Genomic DNA, 16466 nt, shown 5'->3' on the forward strand with positions numbered 1-16466 from the left:
CACATTCACCTCTCGGCCATTAGTCAATCAACACGCCAATACCCTGTCGATATCTACTCTCCACTCAAGCACCCGTTAGATTTTTAACTGCTGACTAAACAAACCCATAAGCTTTGTTGTCTCTTCAGAATTCTAATCGGTTCGGACACCTCCAAGCGCGCTTTCACCATCTGCAATAACACCGCCTGTAATCAATAACGCCACCAATAGCATTCTCAGGTTGATACGTATCGTTTCTGAATCGCTCTAGAAACAGCTCTTCGTTGCGCCTCTAAGCTTCCTAAAACTTGTTCTTAAAGTCGCGTTGGCCGCGAGTAAAGCTTGCTCTGAGCGGTAGTCAGTCGCTCGCGGTATCGCGTCGTTACTCCTCTCGCACTGCTCTTAGATGAAATCCTCATTTGTCTGCTTGTGAACTTCTTGCACTTGTATCCGCTAAAAATAGAAGTCACAGCGTAACCAGCCTTAAAAACTCCTTATATTTAGCCACTTAGATGCGGTGACATAAATACTGACACCTAAAGTGGCAACTGTTCTACTTTCACGCCTTGCTGTAATTTAATTACAACCCAAGACCCAAAAAGGCCTAGAAAGTGGATTGCTCTGATGTAACTTATTGAATAAAAGGCATTTGATGGTTTTTAACGGTTCGGAATTTAGGGTGACTAAAGAGTTGGTATGTGCGAGATAATATACTAGAGGGTAATGTATTTAGTTATAGTGCACTAAGGCGTTAAAAAAGAAGGGCTGATGCCCTACTCTTCTTTATTACTCATTTCTTCACGAATTTGCTCAGCAACGATTTTGATAGCTTGTGCTGTGCTGATGCCCTGAGTCATCATTTCTTGAATTCGTTCAACAGCTTTCTGTTGTTCTTCGTGAGAAAGGGTTGGTAAGTCGTTTAGCATGTTCTGCTCCTTTATTTAGGAGCAGAACTATATAAGGACTGTTAGTAACTAGCAAGGAAATTGATTGAAGCACCCATTGCATTTTCGTTTGTGTAGTTCGCACTTAGATCTAACTGGAACAAGTTGAGTGGCGAGATACCAATACCGGCTGTGACTGTTCCTTCCGAATCAGAGTAAGCTAGGTTCTTGTAGTACCCTCCCCTTAACTTAAGCTGACGCAGAAGATCAACTTCAGTACCAACACGAATCATCTGTTCGTTATCATCAAACGAAGTAAACTTCTCAGTCTCATTTAGGTCGTAATCAACACTAAACGAAAAGTAATCCGATACGATGCCTGCACCAACCGTATAAACAGGCTCTAGTTGGTAAGTGTATTTACCACCGACTTGGTGTGTCGCACTACTTGTGCTGCTGTTAAGCGTTCTCGTCGTATCTTTGGTTTCTATATCTCTAGAGATCAAATTAGTTGCTGCAACACCTACTCGGAACGGGCCGAAGAACCAAAGTGCACCAGCATCCATGTTGAATGCTGTATCACCATCACTATTTTCTCTCACGTCAGATAAATCGTAATCATTAACCGATGCAACATAGTTGTACGTGTAAATACGTTGGATCTTAGGTGTGATACCAAATGAAATGTGTTGGCCCATAAAGGTTTGGTATTTTGCTAGAGAAAGCCCGACTTCTGCTACACCGATTGAAACCGCTTCAACTGTAGACAGTTCAACTTTGTCTTCATCTGAACCTGTCGTGTAAACGTTAGGAGTCGCAAATGATTCTGTATAGGCTTTAGCGAAAAGGTTGGCTGCAACAAACTGATTAGGAAGCGCAAATGCGACAACACCACCCAGTTCAACATTAGCTTGGTTACCATCAAGATTATTAAGCGCTGCGTCCAGGTCTGCAGTATTTGACGCATCAACGACGCTATCGATATTCGATTTCATATCGTTAGGGTCATTATAGCTACCGCCAAAACTTGGCGTAATCATGCCCATATCATCGTTACGACGATAAATAGCAACAAGTGCCGGGTTATAGAATGGAGCGGTTAAGAAGTTTGCTGAAACAACACCAACACCACCCATAGCATCACCACGCGCTTCAATGGCGTAGTTTGCTGCTGAAAGAGGAAGACTGGCGAATGCAATTGATGCTGCGAGTAGTTTAGTTGTATTTTTCATGCCGTTTATCTTTGTTAGATCCCTTACATAGTTAACGGCACAATTTTAAATTACTTTAACTCTTCTTCGCTAGAAATATCATAAGTTTTACTGATAGTTTGTGCTTGTTCTATCGCTATGTCGCCTTGCCAGCGTGAATGAACCATTGATACCGCCAAAACGTAGCGATCATTTGGAAGTTCTTCGCCAGTTAGGTTCATTGGATAATCAGATTCATAGCTCTTGCCCCACACCTGCTCATAGTGTTCATCGACATAATCGTACAAACCAATTTCGAGTTTAGGAAGAGGACAATAAGGGTTCAGAAGTTCTTTTTTATCGATTCGCCAGGTGTCTTTTGAAGACCAGCGAACTTGCTGACGCATTGCAACTTCACCAAGGATAATCCAAGTACTCCAAGAATTTCCACCATCGCCTTTCACACTTAAACGATACAAACCCGATTCTAGTTGAGACGCTAAATTGTAACGCTTTTGGAATAGGCTTACCGCTGCGTTATTTACGACTTCATTTTCTTTGGTGAACTCACTATCAGATGACACAACCTTATCGACCCATTTTTCGAAGGTTATGTCTTTAATATCATTTTCGGACTCAACATTAATTGCGACACGAAATGTATCTCTGCCGGGACTTTGAATAACGTGTCGTTTAACGACGACTGAACTGATCCAATCTGGCAGTGTTTTTCTTGTGAGGGTTTTACCACAATCTTTGTTCAATGCTTGATCGAACAGTTCATTGAGGTGTTCTTCTCGTGATTGAGAAGAGTTGATTTGCCAAACTTCCACTAGTGAATCAAACATCTGAGGTAAATCATTATCCAATAGATGTTTATGTACTTGAGTCAAAGTATCGCTACTCTTGAACCAATCCGCTGCTTGCACGGTATTCGCCACGCAAGACAACATTAATAGTGGAAGTAAGGCTTTTTTCATTACGCTTTCATCTTGTAACCAACGCCACGAAGCGTTTCAATTTCTAGACCTGGTAGCTTCTGTCTTAGTTGCAGAACGTGCGTGTCTACCGTACGTGTTGTTGGGAAATGGTTGTAACCCCATACATGGTCAAGTAGCTCATCACGTGTGAAAACACGGCCAAGGTTGCTTGCCAAAAATAGCAACAGGTCAAATTCAGTACGCGTTAAAGTAACTTCCAGTTCATTGAAAAACACTTCACGTGTCGCTTTGTCGATAACAAGATTTTGAGCCATTACTTTTGATGCATCTTGATCCTCAGCATCAGGAAGGCGTAACTGCGCACGGATTCGAGCAAACAGTTCTGCTTCAGCGAAAGGCTTAGTTAGGTAGTCGTTTGCACCTGAATCTAGGCCCGCTACTTTGTCTTTTACTGTTACGAGAGCCGTTAGCAAAATAACAGGGATGTCTTTCTTTTTCTTCCAACCTGGAAGTGAATCTACTGAGTCACCATCAGGAAGTTGACGGTCTAGAATCACTAGATCCGCTTGTTCCCAATAGCCTTCAACTTCAGAGATCAGTTCTGCATGCAAACATTCATATCCAGCTTGCTCAAGGCTAACTAATAAACCGTCAGCTAAATTTTTATCATCTTCAACGAGAAGCAATGTCTGTTTCACAAGGTATCTCCAAAATAAATGTTGTTGGGGGGCCGATAAGCGTCATGTGACCGCCCATTTTTCCGACCATAGATTCCACTATCGTCAGACCTAAACCGAGTCCACTCTTACTTACGAATGGCTTTCTTAGTTGCCCCCAATCTTTGCGAGACAAGTCTCCATTATCTATAACTTTGAATGTCAGCTTCTTGTCAGAAGTATTCAGTTCTAGTATCACTGGAGCGACACCGTATTTCACGGCGTTTCTGATCAGGTTATCGATACACGTTCCTAACCAATATACGTTTACTTTTGCAGCAATATCTTTGTTTACACGGAGCTCAATGCCCGGAGCGAAATCTTCTTCAACTTTGTATTGAAGCCACTCTTCAACACTTGGTACCCACTCTGTTGCGAGCGGTTGGTTGTCTGACTGCAAATAGTCTTTGCTTGCTTCCGCCAACTGCCTTAAACGGCGGGTATCTTCACACAGTCTACGAAACTCATCATATACCGATTCTGGTAAGTGTTCGAACTCACGTCTGAACCCTTCAACCGTCAATGACAAACTCGCAATCGGCGTTCTTAATTCGTGCGTTAGAATTTGAAGAACCAGCATACGGCTCTTCATCTCTTGTTTCTTACTGTTCCATCGGTAAATTGCCCAGCCTAATACCAGTAGGATGTTGGCAATCACCAAAATAAACATCGCAACTTGAAGAAGCTCTGAATGATCTTCTATTTCCCAACATACGTTACCACGCTGAACAAAACAGCTGTTGCCTTCTGATGACAAACTGAACGACAGCCCTGAAAGCGTTGCGTTTTCACTCCAGACTGATTCTTTGTACAGGTAGTACCTATCGCCGCGCTTTACCCACATTTCATCGAGTTCTACAAACATACTCGCGCCCGCTAGCAGCGCGGTGATAGCTTCACTGTCCATTTGTTGTAAGCGAGACAACAGTTCGTCGTGTTCAGTGTTTGGACGCTCTTGAATATGCATAAAGCGTTTCAGAGAGTCGAACTTTTCTGGGTATTTCTCTACGTATCGTGCGGCATAAGAGCCACCACCAGGGTGAATCAAGCCACTGCGGCTAAACCAACGATCTGAAAGCTTGGTACCTTTACACATCGCACGAGTAAAAACTAAAGGCTCTGTAATCAACGGACTTAGCGGTAATTTCCCGCTACAAGTCTTTGATAACTGGTATAAACGCTGGATATCTTTTAACGGGTACTCTGCTGTTTGTGGCAGCATTGACGACGGCATGATCAAGCGTGTTGGATAATCAGCCTGCAGCACTCGAATATCATAAGATTCGATGGCGGTTTCATGATCAAAGAGTTTGGTGAAATTATCGATACGCTCGGGTAAAGAGTCAGCAAATGCATTTGCAGACACAGATAACGTAGCAATAAGAAGAGAAAATGTTCTTTTGATGATCACAAACCAACGCAAATTCATATAGATCAAACAAATATATACCATTCACTATCAAAGATAAATTTTTAACCGCATGAAAAACAGTGAGAATGACCGCTAACAGTGACTAAACCCGCGATTATGTGCCCATTCCGCACATGCAAACTAGTACACTGGTTGGCTTGCTTACAAATTTATTGGGATAGACGAGGTAACGCTAACACATCGCTCTTGTCTCTCAGCTTTCAAGAGCTTGCTCATTCGTTCTGAAGATCAAAAAAGGAGCTCAAATGAGCTCCTTATCTAGTTATTACTGATTACTTAAAATGCTTTCTATAGATGTTCTAAAATACCTAGACAACTCTGTTTAGCATCACCAAACAGCATCTGCGTGTTTTCTTTGAAGAACAGTGGGTTTTGCACACCTGCGTAACCCGTGTTCATCGAACGTTTGAATACGATAACGTTCTGAGCATTCCAAACTTCAAGTACTGGCATACCAGCAATTGGACTGTTTGGATCTTCAAGTGCTGCAGGGTTCACGGTGTCATTTGCACCGATAACCAATACAGTATCCGTCTCACTTAAGTCATCGTTGATTTCGTCCATTTCAAGAACAATATCGTAAGGCACTTTAGCTTCAGCAAGTAGCACGTTCATGTGACCCGGCAATCTACCCGCAACTGGGTGGATACCAAATCGAACATTGATGCCCTGCGCTCGTAGCTTCTCAGTGATTTCATGCACTGGGTATTGAGCTTGAGCTACAGCCATGCCGTATCCTGGGGTAATGATGACAGACTTTGAGTTTTTCAGCATGTCCGCTACATCTTCAGCTGATGTTTCGCGGTGCTCACCCTGCTCTTCATCACCATCAGACACGACCACTTCTTGGCCGAATCCACCAGCGATAACACTAATAAACGAACGGTTCATCGCCTTACACATGATGTAAGACAGAATCGCACCTGACGAACCAACCAATGCGCCTGTTACGATAAGCAGATCATTCGCAAGCATGAAACCTGCTGCTGCTGCTGCCCAACCAGAGTACGAGTTAAGCATAGAGACAACCACTGGCATATCTGCGCCACCAATCGATGCCACTAGGTGGTAACCGAATGCGAATGCGATAAGTGTCATCACCATTAACGCGAACATGCTGCCGTCAGCTTTAACGAACATAATCATCAGCAATGTAGAAGCAACGATAGCCGCTAGGTTCCACTTGTGCTTATGCGGGATATTCAATGCAGACGAAGAGATAACGCCGCGAAGCTTACCAAACGCAACAATCGAACCTGTGAACGTCACAGCACCAATAAATACGCCAAGGAATACTTCCACTAAGTGGATAACGTGCTCTGCATGAATATCAGCAGGGTTAAGTGACACAGCAGCAGGTGGATCGATATAGCTGTTGTAACCCACAAGTACCGCAGCCATACCTACGAAGCTGTGCAGGATTGCCACCAGCTCAGGCATTTCAGTCATTTCTACTTTTCTTGCGTAGTGGATACCAATACCACCACCGATCACCATCGCAATGATGATCCATACAATACCAGCAGAATGAGGGCCAAAGATCGTCGCGATCAACGCGATTGCCATACCCGTGATACCGTAATAGTTACCTGCACGTGCAGATTCCTGTTTCGATAACCCAGCCAAGCTCATAATAAAGAATACAGCAGCAACAATATAAGCTGCTTGTACTAATCCTTCAGACATCTGTTACTCCTTAGTCTTTACGGAACATTTCAAGCATACGTTTGGTCACGGTAAAGCCACCAAAGATATTGATACTTGCAATTAATACGGCAATAAATGATAAGAAAGTGACGACGCCACTTCCTTGTCCTATCTGTAACAGTGCACCTACAACGATGATCCCTGAGATCGCGTTAGTCACGGACATCAAAGGCGTATGCAGAGAATGGCTTACATTCCAAACTACGTAATAACCCACCACACAAGCGAGAACAAAAACGGTAAAGTGGGATAAGAACGCAGCAGGAGCAACCGATGCTACCCAAGCGAAAGCACCAACCGCTATTGCAATGCCAGCGACTTTCTTTACAGGAGACACAGGTTGTTGAACCTTCGGTGGAGCTTTAGCTTCTTCGGGTTTGGCCTGTTGTGGCTGAGCAGAAACTTGAATCGGCGGAGCTGGCCAAGTCACCTCGCCCTCTTTAACCACAGTAACACCACGCAGAACGACATCTTCAAAGTCGATATTGATGTTGCCATCTTTCTCTTTGCAAAGCAGTTTCAGCAGGTTAACTAGGTTCGTTGCATATAGCTGAGATGATTGAGTTGGCAGTCGACCAACCATATCAGTGTAACCAACCACCTTCACGCCGTTAGCCGTTGTGATCACTTGATCAGCAACCGTATATTCGCAGTTACCGCCATTCGCAGCGGCAAGGTCCACAATCACGCTACCTGCACTCATACTGTCTACCATCTCTTTGGTAATCAGCTTAGGCGCTGGGCGACCTGGAATCAGTGCCGTTGTAATGATGATGTCGACGTCTTTAGCTTGAGCGGCATAAAGCTCTTCAGCTTTCTTGTTGAATGCTTCAGACATCTCTTTTGCATAGCCATCACCCGCGCTGGTATCTTCCTTGAAATCGACTTCCAAGAATTCAGCGCCCATAGACTCAACTTGTTCTTTTACTTCAGGACGAACATCGAACGAACGAACGATCGCACCCAAACTACCCGCAGCGCCAATTGCCGCTAGACCAGCAACACCCGCACCAGCAACCAGTACTTTTGCTGGTGGAACTTTACCTGCCGCCGTAATTTGACCCGTGAAGAATCGACCAAATTCATGCGCCGCTTCAACCACAGCACGATAACCCGCGATGTTAGCCATAGAACTCAATGCATCTAGTGCTTGAGCTCTTGAAATACGAGGTACGGAGTCCATCGCCATCACGTTGATGTTACGACTGGACAATTGTTCCATTAATTCAGGATTTTGAGCAGGCCAAATAAAGCTGACCAATGTCGCGCCATCTTTAAGTAGATCGATTTCATTTTTAGACTCGTCAACGATCGGAGCGTTAACTTTAAAGATAATATCGGATTTCCAAGCTTCATCTGCGGTTACAATTTTTGCACCAGCTTGTTCATAAGCTGCATCTTCAAAACTTGCTAACGCACCTGCTTGTGATTCAACACAAACTTCAAATCCTAATTTTAGAAGCTGTTCTACCGATTTCGGCGAAGCAGCGACTCGCGTTTCACCCGCGAGTGTTTCTCTTGGTACACCAATTTGCATAGCTATTCCTTGACTATTGGCACGAATGACTTATTCGTTTGTATCTAACGACAACTAATACTTCAAGCGTTTTGTTCAAAGAACAGGAAAAGTTATTACTTATAACGATTTGGATGGAATTTGAGCGCTTCATTTGAAGAAATGACGACCGCCTCGAACAAAGAGGTCAAACCACTTGCAAATAATCCTTTAAATAACAACTTACTAGCTGTTCTTTGTCCCTAAAACTAAAAAGAGCTTTCAGCATATACACTGAAAGCTCTCGAAATTATGACCAACATCAATTCTAACCCTAATTGGCTAGCTAAATATATTGTCGCCCATTTGGTCGATGAACATCTGCGATTTTTTAAGCATCAATTCATCGGCATCTTGTTTGTTTGAAACAACGTCTGAACGAATAAAACGGTGAGTTTTAATTTCACCATCGAATTCTTTCTCAATTCGCCCAGCAACACGGTATTGACCAGATTCTGCAATGGCATCTTGATAGATATTGAAACCCTTATATTCGACTGGCTCAATCTCTACTTTTTGTTCGGTTTTTTCTTTGCCACCAAATAATCTAGAAAAGAATCCCACGTTTTTTACTCCTTAAATGACCGTATTAACCCTAAACTATCATGACTGTTTACGGTTCAACAACGGCTTTTCATACCATTGTAATTCTACGTCATCATCAAAATTGTGTTGACTAAATATAACGGGCACATTGTCGTCACGTTCGCGTCTTCGGTCGTCAATAATCATACTTTCTGCATTTTTGACCGCGATCTCACTATTGCGCTTATATAGCACCAATTTGTCTTCTGGCAATGCTGACAGAAAATCGATATCAAAACGAATATAGATGGGTTTGAGTTGACCCAAAGCCAAACACGCGAGATCCGCCAACTGTTCATTGGTATAACTAGACACATATTCCTCGGTAGACAATACATGACCCACCAGAGTTTCCATATAGTTATGAACATCAACACTAATTTGCATACCACACCTCCATTTGTAGCTATCACAACAGATCGTGTCCTAGCCTAATTTGGCAACGATCTACATATTGTTACCTTACTATACCCTACTCATTACTACAGATTTACTAACTGCATGTTAAGTAACTATAACGACTAATTAATTTCTCATATATACTATGTAGTTCGCTCTATGGTTAATAGCAACTCAAATACATATAAAAAGAGTTGCACCAATAGCGACCTATGACTATGTTTTTGCTCTGATTTACGCAAAAAGCTTGGCAATCGCTTGTTTAACCGTATCCTACGTATAAAATTAAATTACAAGATCATCAGTACACTTAGGCTCACCACATAAATGGCATCTTCTTTTGTAACGTCGAGCATGTTTCGATTTTGCTTTCCCTTACTTCTATTAGCAATGTTACTCGTAGGTATGAACAACGTCATTCTCGTGACCGATTCAAACTTAGGGTTTGCTAGCAACCTTCCGTATATTTTATTGAGCGTTGCCGTTTTGCTGTGTCACACATTCAGGCAAGGTCGTATGGCTATGGTGTCTCTTACCATGCTCGTTGCCTATTTTATCATCCAAGTCCGCTTACAAACCCCATTAAACACTGGAACCACATTATTGGAGCTGTCTCTTCTGGCCGCTTTAGTGCCGGTTACTTGCTTATTGGTATATGCCTTCCCCGATAACGGGGTTAACTCAAAGTCCATGTTACTTTACGCCTTGGTTGTGGTGCTATTCATGGTTTGGGCGCAACTGATTGTGTCTCACTTCCATGCCGGAGGTTTTGAATCATGGAGTGAAGGGGTTCTATTTACCGTTAGAGACTTTTCTAAACTGCCTTTTATTCTGGTGCTCTATAGCCTTTGTTTACTGGGCCTAACGTCGATTTTGGTTTTAGTCTATAACCGCTCTATCGATGTCGTTGTTTACAGCGCGATTTTGTTGTCTTCGAGTACCTTCATATTCTTTGATATCCAATACATCTCAAGCACCATGTTCTCTTTGTCAGGCATATTGATTATCGTCTATGTAATGTCTGCTAGCCATGATATGGCCTTTAATGACCAACTGACTAACATCCCAGGCAGACATGCATTAGAAGTCGATATGAAGCACCTAGGGCGTAGATATTCGATGGCAATGGTCGATATCGATCACTTCAAGAAATTCAACGATACCTACGGACATGATATTGGCGACGATGTGTTAAAACTGGTGGCTCGTATTCTGAGAGAAACGACCGGTGGCGCGAAAGCTTATCGTTATGGTGGCGAAGAGTTCACGATCATTTTTAAAGGCAAATACTCGGAACAGGTTAAAGAGCACCTTCGAGCTCTGATTTCCGAGATTCAGAACTACGACATGACGATTCGGAATAGCCACGAACGCCCTGACGATCATGAAGTGGGGATTAAAAAGCGGGGTAAGAATGGCAAACCATCGGAAGTGGTGAACGTGACGGTGAGTATTGGGCTGTCTGACAGTACCACCACCAGACATCCTGAAGAAGTGCTGAAGCTTGCTGATAAGGCTCTCTACAAAGCGAAAGAAACAGGTCGAAACAAGCTGTGTGTTGATAGTTAAACGTAAGTCTCGGTAACTAGATTAGAGTGAGCTTAATCTTGGTTGAAGAAGATAACCAAGCTCCCGCCTTTTAAGCTACTTCCGTAGTTAATCGTAAAACCTATTCCCACGTTATCGACCCATTCATTAAACAGGTTTGGGTTAAGCAACCACCCTACACTGCCCTCGTAATATGACGTTGTCCCCATAGGTGCTACAGTATCGCCCCCAATATCAATTCGTCTGATACTGGAATACATCGATGTGATGTTTTTGTCCCAACGTACTAAATCATAAAAGATCTTTGCTTCATTGGCGATATACCAACCTTCTGGGTGGCCAATGTTACCGTTATTGGCTTCCCCCCAACCCACACCATTAAAATAATGCCAACTGGTACTGAGTTTGTATTTACCCCAGTTATTCTTGTCTTCATAGATCAATTTAATCTTGGGCTCTATGATGTAAGCCCAAGCGTCAGTATTGAGATACAACCCATCAAGCTGTTCGGCAACAGGTTTAAGTATGTTCGCACGATACTCAAAATCATTCCGATAGTAAGAGATATGGTTACCAATCGCTGAATGAAAACTCCAGTACTCATCCAACTGAGACACGTTTGCAAACTCAACATAGCCAGATATCACAGTCTCTTTCTGAAAATCAGACACAGTTTCTGATGCGTATTGAACGTCTTTCTCAGTGCGTAATGCTGATAAGCGCAGCGTCACCTCTTGATGGTTATCTTCGATATAAGCTGGTAGCTCAAATGTATAAGGGAGGCTAAGTGAGGTTATGTTTTTCCGACGACTTACGGAATCATTCGAACCAATGTCTTCATTGTCTAAACGAAACACTTTATTAGGGTCAAAGTTGTTGATACCAAAGGTAAAAACATCAGTGTCGTTAAGAAGTACACTGGTTGCAAAGTTCTGCTCTATATCCTTACGGACAAGATCAGACAACTGGTTCGCTTGAACATTGGTAGGAACCGCAAAGTAGAATACAGGGACAATCAGTGTCCAACATGTATTAGCCATAGAAAATGACTTTGAATATGGCATTTCTCTTATCACTTAAAGTACTTCCAAGCTCAAACGCTAATAGAAGTATAAATTCAAATATCCGGAAGAGCTCGCCAACTAGCCTGCAAGCTCCAAAATACTGCGCTGTACAAAGGTATTTCTACCACTTTGCTTCGCTTGATAAAGCGCTTGATCAACCTTTTCGTAAATAGAGGCGATAGATTCACCCCCTTCTGGTGCAAATGACAACACACCTTGTGACACTGTCACCCTATCAGAAACCGTTGAATAATCGTGGACGTAATTCATTTCATGTAGCGCTTCTTTTATGCGTGTCGCCTGTAACATAGCAGCATCGCTATCCGTATCACTTAAGATAAGAACAAACTCTTCACCGCCATAACGGCCGACAAACTCTCCTGCTCGAACAAAAAGCAGCTTCAAGGTATTAGCAAGCTCTTGCAAGCACTTATCCCCTTGAATATGGCCGTAATTATCGTTGTAAGGCTTAAAGAAGTCTACATCTAGCAATATAACTGTCATGGGTATATTACGCCTTCCATGCCACGCTATGCTCTCTTCAAGCTTAGTGTCCATATATCGACGGTTGTACAATTTGGTCAAGCCATCTTCATTGGCTTGTTGCTGCAAGAGGATATTCAGTTCTTCGAGCTTGGCGGTACTCTGTTTTAACTCTCGTCTCATATGCGCGATACGCTGCATCGCAATCAGCTTAGAATTTAAAACCACCTTGTTTACAGGTTTTATCAGGTAATCATCACCACCAGCGTCAATCGCTTTCGCGATCATTTCAGGTTCTTCGTGGCCACTTAGAAAGATGATCGGAACCCATTCTGGAAATTGCCTACGAACCTCGTTAGCCACCTCAAAACCATCCATGTCTGGCATGCTAATATCAAGTAACACAAGTTCAGGATCAAAATCAGAATAGACGTTCAGGGCTTCTTTTCCGCTACCGACAGCTTCAACAATATGACCCAATTGCTTGAGTCGAATAGCAAGTTGCATCCTGTCTAGTTGAACATCATCAACCAGCAATATGCGCATCGAAGATCCCTTTTCTATCATCACATCACCTTTATCTAGTGTTGAATATTCAAAGTAGCTCAAATTTGGGCTTAAATCATGCCCTAATCTCTATATTATATTGACTTTTTTACAGATCTTTTTAGCATTGTTTCTTTTTAAAGAGAAATACTATGTCAGACGCTACAAACAACGAAGTACAAGAAATCGATTTAACCACTATCTCACCAGAGCTTCGCCAAGTTATCGAATTTGATGAAGTGCCTAAAGAGATGCACAACATGGTTACTTCTATTCATGAGGTGTCTGAAGAAGCAGTGCGTGAAACTTGGAGCAGCCTTCCAGCAAGCGCACAAAATGTTTTGGACAACTTTGAGCAATTCCACGCTCTAATCTCTGTTAGCCAAGCTTTTGCTGGCGTAAACATGATGGAAGAGTTCCCTACTCTTAAACTTCCAGAAGGCATGTCTGATGAAGAAAAAGAAGAGTACCGAGCTCAACTACTTGACCAAATTTTACATAACTGTGTAAAAGATATGGCTAAGCAAATCAAGAAAGCGCGTCGCGATGCTATCTTGAAGCGTGATTTTAAAGAAGTCTTCATCCGATAAGCTATTCCTCAGACCTAACTTTAGGTTGAATGCTTAACGAAAACTTAATGATGAAGCCGTATGTTATTACAAACATGCGGCTTTTTTGTGCCTGATACTTTTTCTTATTATTATTGAGGTAATTAATATGCCTCAGCACACATACAGTGTGGCTCAAAACTGGCAGTTATACCGTATAAAAATGACGCATGTCTCCATTCATGGAATCAAGATCGAATTTTCAGAGCCTAGAAACTGCAACATCACGACAATATCGAAAAGGTGACCTTGACAGATTTAATGTGTTACCGCGATATCTCTTTGAGCGACACTTACACCTTTAATTTGCGCGTAAACACGCTGCCCAATTTCTAGATTCAACTCATCCAGAGCCCACAACGTAATCGTTGCCCATAAGTAACATCCAGACTCTAACTCTAGTTCGACAGCGACACTCTGCTTATTTGTGCCTTGTTGGTGCGTCTCTACGCTTTTAATAGTGACAGGAAGGATATTACGAATCGAAGTCCCTTTCGGCTGTTCTAGTGTGATAGAAACATCATTTGCCCTAACTTGCAGCCTTACTGCAGTACCAAGCTCACTCGACACTTTCTGAACCCATAATGACGTCGACTTTCCTAACATTAGGCGAGACAGCGCATAATCATCATTGTGTTCCGCTAATGTGGCTTCAAATAATGAGCTTTGCTCTGAGAAAGATTGCCACGGTTGCATAGCTCTCGATGCCCAAACCTCTTCTGTCACGCCCGATGAAATAACTTTACCTTGGTCAATAATCACAAGGTGATGTGCCAAGCGTAAAATCTCATTAAGGCTATGAGTGACATAGATGATCGGTATTTGGACAGTTTCAGATAAGTTTTCCAGAAACGGCATCACTTCACGCTTGCGGGGCAAGTCGAGAGACGCCAGAGGCTCATCCATCAACAAAATGCTGGGCTTTGATAACAATGCGCGGCCGATCGCCACACGTTGCTTTTCGCCGCCAGACAAACGAGCTGGATAACGGTCTAGCAATAAACCGAGAGATAACAAGGAGACAATCTGATCGAAATGCGTTTTATCAAAGTCTTTGATGCCATATTTAAGATTGCCTGACACCTTCATGTGCGGAAACAATCGCGACTCTTGAAACACATAGCCGACATTACGTTTGTGAGTCGGCAAGTTAATGCCCTTATAACTATCAAACAAGGTGGTTCCCGATACGCTGATCAAGCCCTTATCTGGCTGTTTAAGACCACTAATCGCATTGATAAGCGATGTTTTACCCGCGCCAGAACGACCAAAGATCGCAGTAATACCGGAACTTGGGAGTTCTAGGTCGATATCAAAGAAAGTTTCACCCAACTGTTGCTGGTATTGGAGGATCAAAGCACTCATGCATTGCCTCCTAGTCGCTGTGCAGACTTCTTATTGAGCCATTCAGAAAGCATCAATGAACCAAGCGCTATAACAATTGAAATGACACACAAACGTGCCGCTTCCATTTCAGCGCCAGGGGTTTCAATAAAGGTATACATGGCTAATGGGATGGTTTGAGTTTCACCGGGAATATTGGAAACGAAGCTGATTGTCGCGCCAAACTCACCCAAGCTTCTTGCGAATGAAAGCATGGTGCCGGTAATAATCCCAGGGATCATCAGCGGTAATGTAATAGTGAAGAACACACGAATCGGTGAAGCGCCCAATGTAGCAGCGGCCTCTTCAAGCTTACTGTCTACGGTTTCTAGGCTCAGCCTGATGGAGCGAACCATTAATGGCAGTGCCACAACCACGCAAGCGAGTGCTGCGCCCTTCCAACTAAAGCTGAATACAATACCAAACACGTCATTGAGCCACGAGCCTATGATGCCTTGCCTACCCATCATCACTAACAGTAAATATCCGATGACCACAGGTGGAAGTACCAGAGGTAAATGGACAATGCTCTCTACAATGCTTTTGCCTACAAATTGTTTCTTAGCAAGTAGCCACGCCAAACCAATGCCGATAGGAATAAGCCATAAGATGGCAAACCCAGCGACTTTCAAGCTCAGCATTAAGGCTTGGTATTCGTATTCCGATAAGTAACTCATTTAACGCACTTCAAATCCAAAACTGTTCAAGGTGTCTTTCGCTTTTTCGCTCTTTAGGAAAGTATAGAACTCTTCTGCAACGACTTTATCGTTCAATTTCGCTACAGGGTAACGTATTGGTGTGTGCAGATCAGATGGGAACGTCAACACTAGATTTACTTCTTTTGAAAGCAATGCGTCCGTCTTGTAGACAATCCCAAGCTTAGCTTCACTACGCTCTACTAAGGCTAAGGCCATACGAACATTGTTACTTGGTGCCAATCGAGTCTTCACATCGTCCCATACACCTAACGTTTCTAACGCTTCTTTCGCATAGATACCAGCAGGAACCGATATGGTGTTGCCCACTGCAAGCCTCTCATTAGTAAGCAGTTTAGCCCATTGATTACCTTTTGATAGGTCTAATGTTACCGATGTCTCTTTAGGGGAAATCAGCACAAGTTCGTTTTCACATAAATTTGTGACATTGTCACTAGAAACCAATTTACGATCGACTAAATGCGTCATCCATTTTTCATTTGCCGAGATAAAAATGTCTGCTGGTGCTCCTCTTTCGATTTGTCGTACCAAAGATGACGTACTCGCGTACACAGGAGTCACATCGACAGAATGATCTTTCTCAAACTCTTCAACCAACAGATTAACAGCATTGGTCATTGATGATGCAGCATAAACTCGCAGCTTTTCAGCAGCCAAAAGATGAGTGGAAGTCAGTGCCGAAGTTAAGGCCATGGCTAAAAGGATTACTCGCTTTTTCATTGTTATCACT

16 protein-coding genes are annotated in these 16466 nt (G+C 42.9%); 2 read left to right on the forward strand and 14 right to left on the reverse strand.

Features of this window, described 5'->3' with window-relative positions; genetic code table 11:
• Positions 1 to 752 precede the first annotated feature (752 nt).
• From BCV39_RS15040 to BCV39_RS15080, 9 genes are all read right to left on the reverse strand, one after another.
• Positions 753 to 905, reverse strand: coding sequence for a YoaH family protein (locus BCV39_RS15040; protein WP_004731009.1), 153 nt, complete (start codon positions 903 to 905; stop codon positions 753 to 755).
• Positions 906 to 946: 41 nt separating this feature from the next.
• Positions 947 to 2095, reverse strand: coding sequence for a conjugal transfer protein TraF (locus tag BCV39_RS15045; protein WP_048660163.1), 1149 nt, complete (start codon positions 2093 to 2095; stop codon positions 947 to 949).
• Between the two features lie 50 nt (positions 2096 to 2145).
• Positions 2146 to 3033 (reverse strand): DUF2861 family protein, encoded by an 888-nt coding sequence (locus BCV39_RS15050; RefSeq protein WP_048660162.1) that lies wholly within the window; start codon positions 3031 to 3033, stop codon positions 2146 to 2148.
• Entirely contained in the window at positions 3033 to 3692 is a 660-nt protein-coding gene (gene vxrB, locus BCV39_RS15055) for a response regulator transcription factor VxrB (protein WP_009845363.1), read from the reverse strand. Before vxrB ends, BCV39_RS15050 begins: the two co-directional genes overlap by 1 nt.
• Positions 3667 to 5139, reverse strand: coding sequence for a sensor histidine kinase VxrA (gene vxrA / locus BCV39_RS15060; protein WP_048660161.1), 1473 nt, complete (start codon positions 5137 to 5139; stop codon positions 3667 to 3669). Before vxrA ends, vxrB begins: the two co-directional genes overlap by 26 nt.
• Positions 5140 to 5430: 291 nt before the next feature.
• On the reverse strand, positions 5431 to 6828 hold the full coding sequence (gene pntB, locus BCV39_RS15065) for a Re/Si-specific NAD(P)(+) transhydrogenase subunit beta (RefSeq protein WP_048660160.1): 1398 nt from the start codon (positions 6826 to 6828) through the stop codon (positions 5431 to 5433).
• Between the two features lie 10 nt (positions 6829 to 6838).
• Positions 6839 to 8386 carry a Re/Si-specific NAD(P)(+) transhydrogenase subunit alpha gene (gene pntA, locus BCV39_RS15070; protein ID WP_048662800.1) on the reverse strand — a complete coding sequence of 516 codons (1548 nt, stop codon included), beginning with the start codon at positions 8384 to 8386 and terminating at the stop codon, positions 6839 to 6841.
• A gap of 300 nt (positions 8387 to 8686) precedes the next feature.
• On the reverse strand, positions 8687 to 8968 hold the full coding sequence (locus tag BCV39_RS15075) for an HlyU family transcriptional regulator (RefSeq protein WP_004731023.1): 282 nt from the start codon (positions 8966 to 8968) through the stop codon (positions 8687 to 8689).
• A gap of 39 nt (positions 8969 to 9007) precedes the next feature.
• Positions 9008 to 9376 (reverse strand): late competence development ComFB family protein, encoded by a 369-nt coding sequence (locus BCV39_RS15080; RefSeq protein ID WP_048660158.1) that lies wholly within the window; start codon positions 9374 to 9376, stop codon positions 9008 to 9010.
• Positions 9377 to 9715: 339 nt separating this feature from the next.
• Here BCV39_RS15080 and BCV39_RS15085 point away from each other — a divergent pair, with 339 nt between their 5' ends.
• The gene (locus BCV39_RS15085) at positions 9716 to 10957 is read left to right on the forward strand and encodes a GGDEF domain-containing protein (protein WP_102433178.1); all 1242 of its coding nucleotides are present in this window, start codon (positions 9716 to 9718) and stop codon (positions 10955 to 10957) included.
• A 32-nt stretch (positions 10958 to 10989) separates the two neighbouring features.
• Here the strand turns inward: BCV39_RS15085 and BCV39_RS15090 are convergent, their stop codons facing one another.
• Positions 10990 to 12000, reverse strand: a complete 1011-nt coding sequence (locus BCV39_RS15090; RefSeq protein ID WP_102433177.1) for a Solitary outer membrane autotransporter beta-barrel domain — start codon at positions 11998 to 12000, stop codon at positions 10990 to 10992.
• Positions 12001 to 12078: 78 nt separating this feature from the next.
• On the reverse strand, positions 12079 to 13050 hold the full coding sequence (locus BCV39_RS15095) for a diguanylate cyclase (RefSeq protein ID WP_170960779.1): 972 nt from the start codon (positions 13048 to 13050) through the stop codon (positions 12079 to 12081).
• A gap of 131 nt (positions 13051 to 13181) precedes the next feature.
• Between BCV39_RS15095 and BCV39_RS15100 the strand changes: the two genes are divergently transcribed.
• A complete protein-coding gene (locus BCV39_RS15100; protein ID WP_004731036.1) occupies positions 13182 to 13619 on the forward strand; it encodes a DUF3069 domain-containing protein in 438 nt (145 codons plus the stop codon).
• A gap of 276 nt (positions 13620 to 13895) precedes the next feature.
• Here the strand turns inward: BCV39_RS15100 and modC are convergent, their stop codons facing one another.
• Genes modC through modA form a run of 3 tightly spaced genes read right to left on the reverse strand, consistent with a single transcriptional unit; the run spans position 13896 to position 16456 of the window.
• Positions 13896 to 15002 carry a molybdenum ABC transporter ATP-binding protein ModC gene (gene modC / locus BCV39_RS15105; RefSeq protein WP_102433175.1) on the reverse strand — a complete coding sequence of 369 codons (1107 nt, stop codon included), beginning with the start codon at positions 15000 to 15002 and terminating at the stop codon, positions 13896 to 13898.
• On the reverse strand, positions 14999 to 15697 hold the full coding sequence (modB, locus tag BCV39_RS15110) for a molybdate ABC transporter permease subunit (protein WP_065677054.1): 699 nt from the start codon (positions 15695 to 15697) through the stop codon (positions 14999 to 15001). The genes modC and modB overlap by 4 nt, the downstream gene beginning before the upstream one ends.
• On the reverse strand, positions 15698 to 16456 hold the full coding sequence (gene modA / locus BCV39_RS15115) for a molybdate ABC transporter substrate-binding protein (protein WP_102433174.1): 759 nt from the start codon (positions 16454 to 16456) through the stop codon (positions 15698 to 15700).
• Positions 16457 to 16466: the final 10 nt, after the last annotated feature.

Source organism: Vibrio sp. 10N.286.55.E10 (genome assembly GCF_002872555.1).
Classification (GTDB): domain Bacteria; phylum Pseudomonadota; class Gammaproteobacteria; order Enterobacterales; family Vibrionaceae; genus Vibrio; species Vibrio crassostreae.